This window comes from Rhodococcus sp. BP-261 (assembly GCF_019835205.1).
Classification (GTDB): Bacteria; Actinomycetota; Actinomycetes; order Mycobacteriales; family Mycobacteriaceae; genus Rhodococcoides; species Rhodococcoides kyotonensis_B.
On sequence record NZ_JABUCO010000010.1, the window covers coordinates 25,269 to 40,397 of the forward strand.

Below are 15,129 nucleotides of genomic sequence, written 5' to 3' on the forward strand. Positions count from 1 at the left end.
ACGCGATCGATCAGCTCTGTGTGCCGAGTTCCCAGGCCAGTTCGTCCACGAGGGCATCTATTCGTTCGCAGAACTGGACCAGTATCGGCGACTCGGGGAGTTCAGCCACGCGAGACGCTACGGCATCGAGATGTCTACGTGCCTTCTCCAGTTCGTCTGTCAGTTCGCTCATCGCACTGCCCTCCGGTCCGTCCATCGCCGTGACTTGAAGTGCTGCTCTCCCAGCGTCCCTGGCGGCAGCACCGACACCGTCATCGAGATACCGATGTCCCGCTTCACCGCGTCTGCGATTCGATGGCACAACGCCGGATGCCTGTCTCCGCTTACTTCGAGTTCGAGATCGACTGTCTCGCTGCCTTGTTCGGTGGTGTGGACGGTGGCTCGGTAGTCGAGGACGGGATCGCGCAACACGACGGCATCGACCGCGCTCGGCCAGATGTTCATGCCCTTGACCTTGATCATGTCGTCCATGCGACCGATGGAACCGGCCTCGAACTCGGGAAAGAAGCCGTCGCGCAGGAGCTTGATGCTGTCACCCATTCCGAACCGGATACTGGGAGTGCCCCGGGTGCGCAGCGTCGTCACGACGATCTCGCCGCGTTCTCCCGGCGGAACCGGTGCTCCATCGTCGCCGAGAACCTCGATGAAGCAGCGGTGTCCGATCCCGTGCAGGACACCGCGTCCGTGGCCGGAGACAGCGCCGGACCTGGTCGCCATGACCACGCCGAGGGTCTGGGTCGCCCCCCATCCCTCGTGGACTGTGGCGTTCCAGAACTGCTGCATCTCGATGGCCCACTCGACTCCGTAGGGCTCACCGGACAGAAAAATCGCGCGTAGCGCACACCCGTCGTGCCGGGGATCGAATCCGATTCGCTTGGCTTCGGCGGTCATGCGATGCAGGTACGACGGCGTGATGGACACCCCGGTGCAGCCGAACCTCGTCAGCATCTCGATCCGTTCGACGGTCGAGCCGGTGAACCCGTTGATCGGCACCATGCCTGCCGCAGTCGCCGTGGCTTGAAAGTAGGGGCCTGCCATCGTCTGCGAGTACGGAATCGTGAACAGAATCGGCTCTCCCGGTCGCAACCCGGCCCAGAAGTACTGGTAGGCACCACCTGTTCCGAGCGAAGCCAGGTCGTGCGACGTTCGACGGTGCAGCTCCTTGCCCACACCGCTCGTTCCGCTGGTCGAGTGGATCTGTCGTGCGTCGGCCCGCCAGGCGTCGGGAAAGCGTTCCTGGAATCGGAGGTAGTCGCGTTTGCGCACCACCGGTACCGATGTCGTGAACGTGACTGCGTCCGTGACGGATTCGACGTCGACGCCGTGCTCTGCGTAGAACCACCGGTGGAGCGGTGACTCGGCCGCGGCCAGACGTACGGCGCGTACGATTGCCGCGTCGACGAAGCTCCGTGCGTCCTGCTCGCTCATCGTCTCGATGCGGCTGTTGGCTCGGAGCATCATGCACCTTCCCAGCGCACCACGGCTGTTGCCGACGCGGCGCGTCGATCGGCTGCTTGAACGAGGACGAGGTCGACCGTCGTCGACGTGTCGCATTCCTGCGTCACGACTCCTCGAACGACGACGTCCTCGCCTGCAAGTACGAATCCGTGGAGCGTAATCCCGTCGAGACTTTGCAGCGTTCCACGTCCACCGGCCCACTCGCCGACGCATCGCTCGAACATGGCGAGCACGAACATGACGTCTGCATATGCCCCGGGTGCGCCGCCGGCCCGGGCAGCGTCGGGGTCGATGTGGGCGGGCGCGAAGTCGCGGCTCGCCCCGGCCGACATGATCAGTCGTTGAAACGTCAAAGGAAGCCGCACTTCGGGCAACTGCACTGTCATCGTGGATCCTCGAAAGGAAAGTACCGGTACACACTGCATCGTTCGATCGCGACGACGACCCCGTCCTGTCGGAGGAACGTGAGCTCGAAGTCGACGAACGAACCGTCGCCGACGCTCGTCCGCTTGGGAGTCACGCCGGTGACGCGGTATTCGGTGGTCACGACGTCGCCCGGCCGTAGTGGCTCGAAGTAGTCGAACTCCATCCGATTGGTCATCGACTGTGCCGCGGGTATCCCGCACGCATCCCACGGCAGCGGCGGCAGGACGTCGTCGGGCAGCGTGGCGTCACCCGGTGTCCAGTAGGCAGGCATCGAGAACGACGACAGCATCGCCCAGGGGGCAATCGGATTCACCGGGTCCGAGTACCGGGGATCGGTCATCTCGTGGGCTTCGACGAAACGTCGAATGGCAGAGATGGACACCGCTTCCGCGCCGACCGTGACCGCTACCGGATCGCTCATGCGTCGTCCTGCGGCGCGGTCGGCCGGTGGGCAAGCAGGATCTCGTCGAACACGGCGTCGACATACGGTCCGAGATCGACCGCTTCGTCGTCGTAGAAATCCGCGAACTCGGTGTAGGTCATCGACTCGTCGTATCCGAGCTCTCGGACGAGGACACTCCAACGGTCCGCGGTGTCCGACCACTGGGTCAACGACGACGCCACATCCTCGAGTGCAGTCGAATTCTTCAATGTCTCCAATTGCTCGGCGTTCACCGTCCGAAGTCGATCGCGTGCGTCGGGTGCGAAATCGCTGATCGTCCCTCCCGCGTTCTGGATGGTGTGCACACCCTGAACCATCGCCTCCCATGCCGTTCGGATGTTGGTCTCGAGGAATACGTCGAGCCGATCGAACAAGAGTTGCCGAACGAGTAGTGGCAAGCGTTCCCAGCGGTTCTGATTCAACGCGACCGACCCGAAGGTGAGCGCGAATCCTGCTTCGGGCTCGATGATCACCTCTGGGGTGATGTCGAGATAGCCACCGAGGACCGCATTCTGTATCGACGTAGCCGTGCAATCCACGACGCCGCGTTGCAGACTCTCGTACAGCTCGGAGTACGAGGCGCTCACCGGGATCGCGCCGAGTCCGCTGATCTGCGCACCCTGTGTACGTCCGGCGGCAGCAATCTGCCGTCCGCGTAATTGATCGAGCGTCCGCGCCTCGTCGGTGCACAGCAGCGCCATCCCGCCGCCGTTGTACGACGGCATCAGCAGGTGCATGTCGTTGTCCTCGAACTCCTGTGCGACTTCGTCCGTCGCATAAGCAGATTCGAGCAGCCAGGCGTGCGACTGCAGAATGCCGGCGAGAGGCGACATGTCGCCCAGGAACGACGCGTTGATCAGCGTGTTGACGGCGGGGTATTCGGCCGGCTGGTTTGCGGGGGCGAACCCGTCGATGTCGGTGCGGCCATCGCCGAGCGCGTCGTCGATCTCCGTGGCCCCGGCGATGGCGTTCGCATAGAAGATCTCGAATGTGACCTTGCCGCCGGACCACTCGGTCACCGCGTCGTAGTACACCTCCATCTTGTCGCTCACGAACGACCCCTGTGGGCCTGGAGTTTGAGCGTAGAGGTGGATGGGCTCGATCTCGTCGAACGCGTCACGGTACTCCTCTGCGGTTGCGCCGAACTCGATTCCGGGTCCACCGCCTGCGGGTGCGGAGATCGCCGCACACGATGTGACGACGAGAGACGCGGCGACTGCAGCCGCGCAGGGGAGAGACTTCCTGTAGCCGAACACCGTATTCTTACCCACCCATCTGGCTTGGAAGGAAGGTCGCCACCTGCGGGAAGAGGACCATGAGGACGACGAAGATCAACGCGATCGGCATGACCCAGGCGACGCTCGCGAAGACGTCGCGAAGGCTGATCTTGTTGCCGAGGTTGACTTCCGGGTCCTGGGCGACACCGTGGACTATGTACGACAAGATCCCGACGGGTGGAGTGATGACCGCGAGTTCGCCCATGAAGACGACGAACACTCCGAACCACAGCAACGAGATGTCGAGGTAAGCGAGCGTGGGAATCAGCAGTGGAACGGTCAGCAGCATCATCGCGAGGGCGTCCAGGAACATGCCCATGACGAGGTAGACCACCGTCATCAATCCCAGGAACTGCCACGCACTGAGGCCGAGACCCGTTGTCCAGTCGGTGAATCCGGTGGTCAGTCCGGTGAGCGGAAGCATGCGCGACAGGGCAGTGGCGCCGAGGAGCATCAGAAAGATCGATCCCGTGCTGGCAACCGCACTTACTGCTGCTTCGCTCACCGCCGACCACGGACGATCGTGCCGACGTGCGAACAGCGCGACGAACAACGCAACCATCGCGGCAGCCGCGCCTGCTTCGGTCGCGGTGAAGAAGCCGGAGAACATACCGACGACGACGACGAGTACGAGCACCGGTACCGGCCACACCGACGCCAGCGCACGCCATTTGGCAGCTGGCGACGCCACGTCTGTCGAGACCCTTTCGGGCGTCTTGGGTTTCACGACCGCCGCGGCGGCCATCAGCGCGATGCTGAACAGGATCGCCACCGCGATACCGGGTCCGACGCCGGCGAGCAACTGCTCTCCGACGGGAACTTCGGCGATGCCCGCGAAGACCACCAGTGTGATCGACGGCGGAATCAGCTGGCCCGGAAGTCCTGCGGCCATCACCGACCCGATCGCCAGTCGTTTGTCGTATCCCGCTCGGAGCATCTCGGGAATTCCGATGCGCGCGAGGGCGTATGTGGTTCCGACGGTCGAACCACTGACCGACGCCAATCCGGCGCCGGCGAGATTGGTGCCGACGGCCAGACCGCCTGGCATCCATCCGAGCCACGTGCGAGCTACGTCGTACAGCTTCTCGGTCACACCCGAACGCCAGAGGAGCAGTCCCATGAAGACGAACATCGGAACGACGCTCAACGTCCATTGCGCGACGTTGTGGTACGGCAGCTTGCTCACGGTACTCGTCACCACGCCGAAATCGCGCAACGCCCACATTCCGAGAAGGGCGGACACCAGCAGCGCGAATCCGATGTGCATGCGCAGGAAGATCAGGCTCAGCAGCAGAACGATCGACAGCACGCCGATGGTTTCCTTCGAGCCGCCGAGGAACATCCCGACCGACGACCCCGCTGCGGCAAGCACGAATACCGTCAGCGTGACCGATCCTGTGGGAAATCGGCCTGCGCGGACACGTCCTGGAAGGGGACGAGGGCGTTCCCGGGTCGCGACGGCGGTCATCGGGCTGTCTCCGTTTCGGCGGTCGTGGCGGCTTCGGGCTCGACGGCCACAGCCGATCCGGCGTCGTCGATCTCTTTGTTGCGCAACTGTTTCGACGTCAGTACGAGGTACTGGGTGCCGAAGATCGCGAACGTGATCGGGACCAGGTAGGTCAGCGGCCATGCTGCGATATCGGTCAGGCCCGCGGTCAGTTCGATGGCGCGGTTGTGCTGGGCGTGCGCGAACGAGTACACGGCTGCGAGGATGCACACCGCTGCGCAGACGATGCTCGCGCCCGCCGCGACGTAGCGCTTCGATGCTCGGGGGAACCGTGTGAAGAACATGTCGGCCCAGACGTGTTCACCGCGGTGCATTGCAATGACGAAGCCCAGCAGTACCACCAGAGGCATGTACCAGTACTGGACGCGTTCGAGCGTTCCCGTGATCGGCTCGCCGAAGACGGTGCGCGAGAATGCGTTTGCGACGGTGTGTACCATCATCGCGAACAGTCCGACGACGGCAGGAATCTCGACGATCTTGAACAGGCGTTCGCCGGCAGGAGTTGTCAAGGTGGAGTCTCCGCTCGAATGATGTGATGCGGATTACCTTATCCATATTAATGATGCGTAGCAATACAAATGGACGAATCGGGCGACCGTTCAATACTGGCCCGACGCGCCCCCGTCGACCGAGAGCATGGTTCCGGTCAGGAAGGGGACGTCGTCGCGAAGCAGGAACGCTGCGGTGCGTGCGATTTCGTCGGCGCTCGCCATGCCGCGGCCGCCGACGCCCTGTGCGGGGATCGGTTGCCCGTCGCGGGCGAGCAACGCCCGAAACTTCCCGATGATGGGGGTGTCGGTCGACCCTGGGCAGATGCAGTTGACCGCGATCCCGAACTGTCGCACTTCTGCGGCCGCTGTCCGCGTGAGGCCGAGCGTCGCGTGCTTGGACGCGACGTAATCTCCCCGTTTCGGTGCGCCCTGAAGGCTGGCGATCGAACCGGTGTTGACCACCTGGCCGCGTCCCGCGTCGATCATGTGTGGCAGAACGTACTTCAGGCCGTAGAACATACTGTTCAAGTTGATCGCGAGCGTGGACGACCACTCGTCGACGGACATGTCGACTATCGTGCGATTGGCACCGGCGATCCCGGCATTGTTGAAGAACTTGTCCGGCGTGCCCAGCGAGCTCAGTGCCGCTCGGACGTAACCTTCCACCTCGTCCGGCTTCGACACGTCCGCCCGATGCGGCACCACCGTGCCCGCCGCCAGCGATGCGGTCTCCTCGGCGCCCGACAGATCGATGTCCACCGCCAGCACTCGGGTACCACCGCGTGCCAGTTCGAGAGCGACGGCACGGCCGATGCCGCTCGCGGCGCCCGTGACGATGGCGACCGACATCACCGGCCCTTCCATACGGGTGGCCGCTTCTCCTTGAATGCCGTCGCACCTTCGCGGGCATCCTCCGACGAGCGGACGGGCTCGTAGATCTTCCACATCTCGGCGAATTGCTCGTCGTTCGACCAGTCGCGTGCCTTGGTGATGATCTCCTTGGTCGCGCGGACTGCAAGCGGCCCGTTCTTCGCGATCTTCCTGGCCAGTTCCAGCGCGGTGGACAACGCTTCACCGGCAGGGGTCAGTCTGTTGACGAGTCCGGCGTCGGTTGCTTGCTGGGCGCTGATGAAATCGCCTGTGAGGCACCATTCCACGGCGAGAGCACGTGGAACCCGCTGTGGGAGCCTCAGCAATCCGCCGCCGCCGGCGAGTAGTCCGCGCTTGACTTCGGGCAGTCCGAACACCGCGGTCTCCGACGCCACGACGAGATCGCAGGCGAGCACGATCTCGAAACCGCCTGCTACGGCGTGTCCTTCGACTGCGGCGATGAGCGGTTTGGCAGGAGGAGTCTCGGCCAGACCGGCGAAACCACGTCCCGGTATCGACGGTTTCTCCCCTGCGAGAAAGGCTTTCAGGTCCATACCGGTGCAGAAGCTCTTACCTTCTCCGGCGATGACGCCTGCGACGAGGTCGTCACGTTCGTCGAGCTCGTCCATCGCGTCGGCGATGCTCCGCGCCGTGGCGGTGTCGATCGCGTTGCGCACCTCCGGGCGCGCGATGGTCACGACCTGAACACCGTCGATCTGCTCGATCTTCACGGTCATCGCGGTGCCATTCGGATCGCGCCGTCGAGACGGATGACCTCACCGTTGATCATCGCGTTGTCCACGATGTGCAGCGCAAGTTTCGCGTACTCGTCTGCATCGCCGAGCCGTGCCGGGTGCGGAATCTGAGCGGCCAGACCGTCGCGAATGTCCTGCGAGAACCGTGACAGGATCGGGGTGTCGAAGATGCCGGGAGCAATGCTGTTGACGCGTACCAGTTTTCGGGCGAGATCCCGGGCCGCGACGAGCGTCATGCCCACGACGCCTGCTTTGGCCGACGCGTACGGGATCTGACCGATCTGGCCTTCCCATGCGGCCACGGAGGCCGTCATGATCACGACGCCTCGTTCGCCGTCGACCGGCTCGTTGCGCACCATGCGCGCAGCGCCGAGGCGCAGGACGTTGAAGCTTCCGATCAGGTTGGTCTGGATCAGTGAGGTATACAGCTCCAGCGAGCCTGGGCTTCCGTCCTTCTCGACGACGCGCACCGTACCCCCGCGTCCGGCGCAGTGGATCACGGACCGCAGTGGCGCCCGCGCCTCGGCGAGGTCGAGGGCCGCGTCCACGGCGTCGGGATCGGCCACGTCGGCGGGACCGAATTGCACGAGGTCGCCGAGTTCCTGCGCGACGTCCTTACCCGCGGACTGTGGGAGGTCGACGATGACGGTGTGCACTCCGGCGGCCGTGAGCCGTTTGACCGTCGCGAGCCCGAGGCCGGACGCGCCGCCCGTGACGACGGCGGACGAGTTGCTGAGATCCATGAATTCTGGCTCCTTATCTCGGAATTTCGATGATGGTGGCGTTTGCCATGCCGCCCGCTTCGCACATGGTCTGCAGTCCGTAGCGTCCGCCGGTGCGTTCGAGGTGGTTGATCATGGTGGTCATGATCCGCGCCCCGGACGCACCCAGTGGATGACCGAGCGCGATCGCGCCACCGACGGGATTGAGGACGTCCTCCGACACGCCGAGTTCTTTCGCCCATGCCAGCGGCACCGAGGCGAATGCCTCGTTGACCTCGAACGTATCGATGTCGGCGAGGGTGAGTCCGGCTTTCTTCAGCACCTTCTCGGTGGCAGGAATCGGACCGGTCAACATCAACAGCGGGTCATCGCCGACGACGGCCGACGCGACGATCCTCGCGCGTGGACGCAGGCCCAGTTCCTTCGCACGATCCTCGCTCATGACCAGCAGCGCCGCCGCACCGTCGGTGATCTGAGACGCATTGCCCGCGGTCACCGTCCACTCGAGATCCGGGAACTGTGCACGTCGTTCGTCGGTTCCGAACACTGCCTTGAGCCCGCTCAGCTTCTCGGTCGTCGTACCCGTTCGGATGGTCTCGTCGGCGTCGAGTCCGCCGACCGGCACGATCTCACCCGAGAAGTCGACAGCGGACGCCCGCTCGTGCGAGCGCGCCGAGTAGTCGTCGAGTTCCGACCTCGAGAGAGCCCATTTTCGGGCGACGAGCTCGGCCGAAATTCCCTGGGGAACGAGCGTCGGGAAACGATTGCGGACGCCTTCGCCGAAGGGGTCCGCGTCGCCGTAGGCACTTCCCATCGGCACCCGACTCATCGACTCGACACCACCTGCGATCGCGATCTCGTACGCGCCTGCGATCACCCCCTGGACGGCGAAATCGACTGCCTGCTGGCCTGACCCGCACTTTCGCTCGACAGTCACGGACGGGACGTGCACCGGGAACCCTGCGGACAGGACTGCCTGACGCCCGGGCGTGCCTGCCTGCTCGCCGTTGCCGCCGACGCAGCCGATGACGACGTCGTCGACGAGTCCAGCGTCGAGCTGGGATCGATCGACCAGGTGCCGCAGCACCTGGCCCAGCAGATCTGCGGGATGCAGGTGCGACAGGCCCCCGCCCGACTTTCCCTTGCCCATCGGTGATCGAACGGCATCGACGATGACTGCTCGAGTCATGAAAACCCTCCTGAAGCAGGTTTCTGGAAACTCTTCGAGAGATTGATGATTATGTTTAGCATGAACCTAGTGCCCGACGGTGTGAATCTTGTACCGTGGGTCACACCAGATTAGTATAATCATGAGCATGAAAGGGGTGGCCATGTCTGCCAGCACTCTTACGGACGACGAACGCGCCATCAGAGAAGTGGCCGCCAAGATCGCCCGCGAGCGGTATGCGCCCAAAGCGGCACAGTGGGACGCGGACCGAACGGCATTTCCGCTCGAAGAGCGTCGGTTCCTCGGGTCGTTGGGGTTGCTGGGCATTGCCCTCCCCGAGCGATTCGGAGGGGGAGGGGCGCCACTTCAGCTGGCACTGAACGTGATCGAGGAGTTCGCCTACCACTGCCGGCCGGCCGCCTTCCAGATCTTCGAGGCCAACACGGGACCTGCCCAGGTTGTCGCCCGCATCGGCACGGAAGAGCAGCGCGAGCGCTTCCTGCCCGGAATCATTGCCGGCGACATCACGATGGCCGTTGCGATTTCCGAACCGGACGCAGGCTCGGCAGCGACGGACTTGACCACCAAGGCAACGCTAGACGGTGACACGGTCCGCGTCAGCGGAAACAAGCGGTGGATCTCCAACGGTTCCGAAGCCGACGTCTACCTCGTCTATTCGAGGTTGAACGACGCGCCGGGTGCGAAAGGCATCGGCGCGGTTCTCGTCGAGGCGAATCGCGAAGGTGTCAGTTTCGGAGCTCGGGAGAAGCTCATGGGCTTTCGAGGCATCCCATCCGCAGACATCTACTTCGACGACGTCGTGGTGCCCGCGTCCAACATCGTCGTGCGGCCGGGTGGATTCCGAACGCTCTTCACGGCGTTCTCCATCGAGCGCCTCGGCAATTCGACGATGAGTCTCGCGCTGGGACAAGCTGCCCTCGATCAGTCGATCCGCTACGTCCAGGAGCGGATGCAGTTCGGCAAGCCGCTCATCGAGTTCCAGGCCGTCCAGATGACCATCGCCGACATGACGCTTCAGGTCGAGGCCGCGCGGCTGCTGTTGCAGCGGGCTGCGGCGTCGGTGACCGACGGTGAAGAGTTGCCCAACTCGCTGCACGTGTCGCTCGCCAAGTGCACTGCCAACGAGATGGCGAAGAAAGTCACCGATCTCGCGATGCAGCTGCACGGCGGCAACGGCTACACCGAGGAGTTCGGCATCGAGCGCATGCACCGCGACGCGCACGGGTGGGCACTCGCCGGCGGTACGCCGACGATGCAGCGGACCCGAATAGTTTCCGAATTACTGGGACGGTCGTTCGATCAACGCGCTTGAATAGACGAGTAACTTGAGAAGGAGTACAACAATGCAGCGTTACGAAGGCCGCATCGCAGCGGTCATCGGCGGCGGTTCGGGAATGGGCCGTGCGATCAGTCACCGACTCGCCTCCGAAGGCGCGTTCGTCTACGTCACCGACCTCAGCGAGGAGTCCGCGTCGAAAGTCGCCGCCGAGATCGAATCAGAGGGTGGACGTGCCGCAGCGGTCACCGTCGACGCGACGAACAACGACGATCTCCGCGCGTTGTTCGCCCGGATCGAGGAGGAGAAGGGCGTCCTGCACGCGTTGCACGCGCAAGTAGGTATGCCGGGACCCGGCGGTCTCGAGGTGGGCGACGATGCGTGGCAGAAGAACATCGACGTCAACGTCAAGAGTGCGTACTACTCCACGACGCTCGGGTTCGAGTTGCTGAAGAAGGCAGGCGGCAAGGGATCGGTCACGTTGACCTCCTCGACGTCGGCGTTGATCGGTTCTCCGTTCAGCCCGATCTACTCGATGACCAAGGGTGCGCTCGTCCCGTTCGGTCGTGCTCTCGCCCTCAACGGTGCCAAGGACGGCATCCGTGTCAACGTCATCTGCCCGGGGCAGGTCAAGACGCCCATGCTCGCCCAGTTCTTCGGACGCGAGCCCGGTGCCGACGTCTCGGCGTTGACTGCGGACTTCGTCGCCACCATCCCGCTCGGCCGCGGCGCCGAGCCCGAAGAGATCGCGTCGGTCATCGCGTTTCTGAACAGTGACGACGCCAGCTACATCACCGGCGTCACCATCCCCGTCGACGGCGGCCTCACCGCTCAATAGCACAGAAGGAAAGGGCTTTTCATGGTTCAGGTCGGCCTACTGCTCAGCGACGTTCCCAAGTCGGTGTCACCGTCGAGGCAGTTCAACGACATTCTCCGGATCGTCGCGGCGGCGGAGGAGAACGGTTTCAACTACATCGCGATCGGCCAGCACTTCCTGTACGGCGATCTTCGCTGGCTGCAGCCGGTTCCGCTGCTCGCTCGTCTCGCCGCGCACGTCGCGCCGACCACGAAGCTCGTCACTCAGATCATGATCGCACCTCTCTACAACCCGGTTCTCCTAGCTGAAGAGATCGCGACCCTCGACGTCGTGACCGAGGGGCGTCTGATCTTCGGCGCCGGATTGGGTTACCGGCCTGAGGAATTCGACTATCTGCAGATTCCCTACAGGGAGCGCGCAGGCAGGTTCGACGAGTCCCTGCAGATCATGAAGCAGCTCTGGACCCAGGACGAGGTCTCGTTCGAGGGCAAGTACTTCCAGCTCGACGGGGTCAAGCCGCACATCCATCCCGTGCAGCAGCCGCACGTTCCGATCTGGATCGGCGCGCACGCAATGGGAGGCGTGCGCCGCGCAGGCAAGTACGGCGACGGCTACGCTGTGCCACCCGAAACGCCGAAGCACGAGGTGATCGAGCGCTATCGCGTCGTGAAAGAGCTCTTCGAGGCCCGCGGCAAGGAATTCGGATCGCAGCCGCTCCGTCGCAACGTGCTCGTTGCGAACAGCAAGGAAGAGGCGATGGTCGAATACGCGCGCGTCGCCCAAGGTCGTTATCTGACCTACGCCGCAAAGGGTCTCGACGTCATGGCCGGCCGCGACCTTGCGAACCAGTTCGCCGAGTCGGTCTCCGATCACGTCATCGTCGGAACTGCGGACGACGTCGTCGGGAAGCTCACGGACCTGGTGACCACGCTCCCAGTCGACCCACTGCTGCTACGTCCGCAGTGGCCGACGATGGACGGGGACGAGACCATCGCCGCCATCGAGCGGCTCGGCAAGGACGTCGTTCCGTCGATGTTGGCTCTCGAACCCTTCCGGGACTTCTCGTGAACGCGACCTACCGGGATCTGCATCCGAACTTCGCCGACCCGCAGACGTGGACGCTCGATCACGTTCTGCGCACGCACGCGGCCGCGACTCCGGACGCGACGTTTCTGGTGACGCCGGACGAGGGCCTCGAGTTCACCTACGCCGAGATCCTCGACGCCGCCGAACGCATCGCCGGTTCGTGGCACGCCGCCGGAGCCCTGCAAGGTGACCGCGTGGTCATCATGGCGATGAATTCCTCACGCTTGGTGCGTAGTTGGTTCGCCGCTGCCGTCGGCGGCACGGTCGAGGTTCCGATCAACACCAACTACGAGGGTGAGTTCCTTCGCCACCAGATCGTCACCGTCGGGGCACGGTGGGCCGTCGTGGACGACACGTTCGCCGAGCGTTTCGTCGCGATCGCCGATCACTGCCGTGGCATCGAGAAGTTCTGGGTCATCGATACCGGCACGGCGGACAAGGCGGTCGCGCTGTTGCGCGAGAACGGCTGGCAGGCCGAGAAGTGGGACGAGCTGGAGAACGGCACTGCGGTCTCGGTGCCTGCACCGCGGGCGCAGGATCTGGGTGCCATCTTCTTCACCTCGGGCACGACCGGCCCGTCCAAGGGTGTGGCCATGCCGCATTCGCAGCTGTACTTCTTCGCTCAGGAAGTCGTGTCGCTGACCCGGCTGACACCCGCCGATCGCTACATGACGACGACACCGCTCTTCCACGGCAATGCCCAGTTCATGGCCGTCTACCCGGCACTCGTCGCAGGAGCGAGCGCGGTGGTGCATCCGAAATTCAGTGCGAGCCGGTGGATCGACATGGTGCGCGACTCGGGCGTCACGGTCACCAATTTCGTCGGTGTGATGATGGACTTCGCGTGGAAGCAAGCACCCCGCGACAACGACCGCGACAACAAGCTCCGCGCGGTGTACGCGGCGCCGATCGCCGACACGGTCGTCGAACAGTTCAAGGAGCGCTACGGTATCGAGGCGTTCGTCAACGCGTTCGGGCTGACCGAGACGTGCGCCCCGATCCTGACGCCGTACGGCGAGAAGATTCCGCCCGGTGCGGCAGGCAAGGTGGCGTCGGACTGGTTCGACATCAGGCTCGTCGACCCGGAAACCGATCGCGAGGTCCCGGTCGGGGAGGTCGGCGAACTCGTCGTGCGCCCGGTACAGCCGTGGACTTGCAGCATGGGCTACTACGGGATGCCGGAAAAGACGCTCGAAGCATGGCGGAACCTGTGGTTCCACACGGGAGATGCGTTGCGTCGGGACGAGGACGGGTGGTTCTACTTCGTCGACCGGTACAAGGATGCGCTGCGCCGACGCGGTGAGAACATCAGTTCCTACGAGGTCGAGCAGGCGGTTCTCGGACATCCGGCAGTGGTGGAATGCGCCGTCATCGGCGTTCCCGCCGACGTAGAAGCAGGTGAGGACGAGGTGCTCGCCGCGGTCGTGCTCAGCGAGAATGCCGATCCCGCAGCCATTCTCGAGTGGTGCGAAGGACGGATTCCAGCGTTCGCGACGCCGCGCTACGTCCGGTTCCTCGACGCGCTGCCCAAGACGCCGTCGGAGAAAGTGCGTAAGGCGGTTCTCCGCGACGAAGGCGTCACCGCGGATACGTTCGATCGCACTGCGGTGCCGGTCGCCTAGAGCAGGAGCAAGTCGATGGACTTTTCGAGCAACTCGACGCACGACGACATTCGTCAAGCGGTCAAGACACTGTGCAAGGCGTTCCCCGACGAGTACTGGATGGAGCACGACGAGAGTCACGAATTCCCCTGGGAGTTCTACAACGCTGTCGCAGAGGGCGGTTGGCTCGGGCTGACCGTTCCCGAGGAGTACGGCGGTGGTGGTCTCGGCGTGACCGAGGCGGCGATCGTCGAACGCGAGATCTCGGCGTCGGGCGCAGGTATGGGTGGATGCAGCGCAGTGCACATCGGGATCTTCGGATTCGAGCCGATCATCCACCACGGCAGCGAGGCGATGAAGAAGAAATACCTGCCGCGCGTCGTCACCGGAGAACTGCACACGTCGTTCGCGGTCACCGAACCCGACGCGGGAACCGACACCACCAATATCAAGACATTCGCGAAGAAGGTCGACGGCGGTTTCCTCGTCTCCGGGAAGAAAGTGTGGATCACGAAGGCGCAGGAAGCAGAGAAGATGCTGCTGCTGTGCCGCACCAGCCCGCGAGCCGACGGCGACAAGCGCACTGCCGGAATGACTTTGCTGTTCGCCGACATGGATCGCAGCAAGGTGCAGATTCGTCCCATCCCTAAGATGGGACGCAACGCCGTCGATACGAACGAGTTGTTCATCGACGAACTTTTCGTCGCGGACGACGACGTGGTCGGCGAGGTCGGCCACGGTTTCCGCACCATCCTGGGCGGGCTCAACGCCGAACGCGTCATCTCCGCCAACGCGGCGCTCGGTATCGGGGAAGCCGCGTTGCGTCGCGGCACGCAGTATGCGAAGGAACGCGAAGTGTTCGGCCGGCCGATCGGCAAGAACCAGGGCATCGCATTCCAGCTCGCCGAGGCACGTATCAAGCTCGATGCCGCGACCGCGGTCGTCGACAAGGCTGCCTGGATGGTCGACGCCGGTCTGCCGTGTGGACGAGAAGCCAACGCCGCGAAGTACTTGTGCGCCGAAGCGGGATTCTTCGCCGCCGATGCGGCCCTGCAGGTTCACGGTGGGTTCGGCTTCGGCAAGGAGTTCCACGTGGAACGGTACTTCCGCGAGTCACGGCTGATGCGGATCGCGCCGATCTCCCAGGAGATGGTTCTCAACTACACCGCCGAACACGTTCTCGGCCTTCCCCGTAGCTACTGAGAGGACAGC

General features: G+C 64.0%; 16 protein-coding genes. 5 read left to right on the plus strand and 11 right to left on the minus strand.

The window, feature by feature from the left end; translation table 11 throughout:
- Window positions 1–10: 10 nt before the first annotated feature.
- The 11 genes from HQ354_RS13165 to HQ354_RS13215 all read right to left on the minus strand — a co-directional run bounded on the left by HQ354_RS13165 (window position 11) and on the right by HQ354_RS13215 (window position 9,137).
- Window positions 11–172, minus strand: coding sequence for a hypothetical protein (locus HQ354_RS13165; protein ID WP_167674225.1), 162 nt, complete (start codon window positions 170–172; stop codon window positions 11–13).
- Window positions 169–1,461 (minus strand): phenylacetate--CoA ligase family protein, encoded by a 1,293-nt coding sequence (locus HQ354_RS13170; protein ID WP_261768704.1) that lies wholly within the window; start codon window positions 1,459–1,461, stop codon window positions 169–171. The genes HQ354_RS13165 and HQ354_RS13170 overlap by 4 nt, the downstream gene beginning before the upstream one ends.
- A complete protein-coding gene (locus HQ354_RS13175; RefSeq protein ID WP_068421730.1) occupies window positions 1,458–1,844 on the minus strand; it encodes a MaoC/PaaZ C-terminal domain-containing protein in 387 nt (128 codons plus the stop codon). The genes HQ354_RS13170 and HQ354_RS13175 overlap by 4 nt, the downstream gene beginning before the upstream one ends.
- Complete coding sequence (locus HQ354_RS13180) at window positions 1,841–2,305, minus strand: MaoC family dehydratase N-terminal domain-containing protein (protein ID WP_068421731.1); 465 nt, start codon at window positions 2,303–2,305, stop codon at window positions 1,841–1,843. The genes HQ354_RS13175 and HQ354_RS13180 overlap by 4 nt, the downstream gene beginning before the upstream one ends.
- Complete coding sequence (gene dctP, locus HQ354_RS13185) at window positions 2,302–3,597, minus strand: TRAP transporter substrate-binding protein DctP (protein WP_308115240.1); 1,296 nt, start codon at window positions 3,595–3,597, stop codon at window positions 2,302–2,304. Before dctP ends, HQ354_RS13180 begins: the two co-directional genes overlap by 4 nt.
- Entirely contained in the window at window positions 3,590–5,071 is a 1,482-nt protein-coding gene (locus HQ354_RS13190; protein ID WP_068421732.1) for a TRAP transporter large permease, read from the minus strand. The genes dctP and HQ354_RS13190 overlap by 8 nt, the downstream gene beginning before the upstream one ends.
- Window positions 5,068–5,619: a TRAP transporter small permease gene (locus tag HQ354_RS13195; protein WP_068421734.1), complete on the minus strand. Its 552-nt coding sequence runs from the start codon at window positions 5,617–5,619 to the stop codon at window positions 5,068–5,070. The genes HQ354_RS13190 and HQ354_RS13195 overlap by 4 nt, the downstream gene beginning before the upstream one ends.
- A 90-nt stretch (window positions 5,620–5,709) precedes the next feature.
- A complete protein-coding gene (locus HQ354_RS13200) occupies window positions 5,710–6,465 on the minus strand; it encodes an SDR family NAD(P)-dependent oxidoreductase (protein ID WP_240931026.1) in 756 nt (251 codons plus the stop codon).
- Window positions 6,450–7,208 (minus strand): crotonase/enoyl-CoA hydratase family protein, encoded by a 759-nt coding sequence (locus HQ354_RS13205; protein WP_068421735.1) that lies wholly within the window; start codon window positions 7,206–7,208, stop codon window positions 6,450–6,452. Before HQ354_RS13205 ends, HQ354_RS13200 begins: the two co-directional genes overlap by 16 nt.
- The gene (locus HQ354_RS13210; protein WP_068421741.1) at window positions 7,205–7,969 is read right to left on the minus strand and encodes an SDR family NAD(P)-dependent oxidoreductase; all 765 of its coding nucleotides are present in this window, start codon (window positions 7,967–7,969) and stop codon (window positions 7,205–7,207) included. Before HQ354_RS13210 ends, HQ354_RS13205 begins: the two co-directional genes overlap by 4 nt.
- A gap of 13 nt (window positions 7,970–7,982) precedes the next feature.
- Window positions 7,983–9,137 carry a thiolase family protein gene (locus HQ354_RS13215; protein WP_068421744.1) on the minus strand — a complete coding sequence of 385 codons (1,155 nt, stop codon included), beginning with the start codon at window positions 9,135–9,137 and terminating at the stop codon, window positions 7,983–7,985.
- A 121-nt stretch (window positions 9,138–9,258) separates the two neighbouring features.
- Here HQ354_RS13215 and HQ354_RS13220 point away from each other — a divergent pair, with 121 nt between their 5' ends.
- The 5 genes from HQ354_RS13220 to HQ354_RS13240 are packed head-to-tail and all read left to right on the plus strand — an operon-like array spanning window position 9,259 to window position 15,120.
- Window positions 9,259–10,449, plus strand: coding sequence for an acyl-CoA dehydrogenase family protein (locus HQ354_RS13220; protein WP_068421748.1), 1,191 nt, complete (start codon window positions 9,259–9,261; stop codon window positions 10,447–10,449).
- A gap of 31 nt (window positions 10,450–10,480) precedes the next feature.
- A complete protein-coding gene (locus tag HQ354_RS13225; RefSeq protein ID WP_068421750.1) occupies window positions 10,481–11,251 on the plus strand; it encodes an SDR family NAD(P)-dependent oxidoreductase in 771 nt (256 codons plus the stop codon).
- A gap of 21 nt (window positions 11,252–11,272) precedes the next feature.
- The gene (locus HQ354_RS13230; protein ID WP_068421753.1) at window positions 11,273–12,298 is read left to right on the plus strand and encodes an LLM class flavin-dependent oxidoreductase; all 1,026 of its coding nucleotides are present in this window, start codon (window positions 11,273–11,275) and stop codon (window positions 12,296–12,298) included.
- Entirely contained in the window at window positions 12,295–13,938 is a 1,644-nt protein-coding gene (locus HQ354_RS13235) for an AMP-binding protein (protein ID WP_068421756.1), read from the plus strand. Before HQ354_RS13230 ends, HQ354_RS13235 begins: the two co-directional genes overlap by 4 nt.
- Before the next feature lie 15 nt (window positions 13,939–13,953).
- Entirely contained in the window at window positions 13,954–15,120 is a 1,167-nt protein-coding gene (locus HQ354_RS13240) for an acyl-CoA dehydrogenase family protein (protein ID WP_068421758.1), read from the plus strand.
- Window positions 15,121–15,129 lie beyond the last annotated feature (9 nt).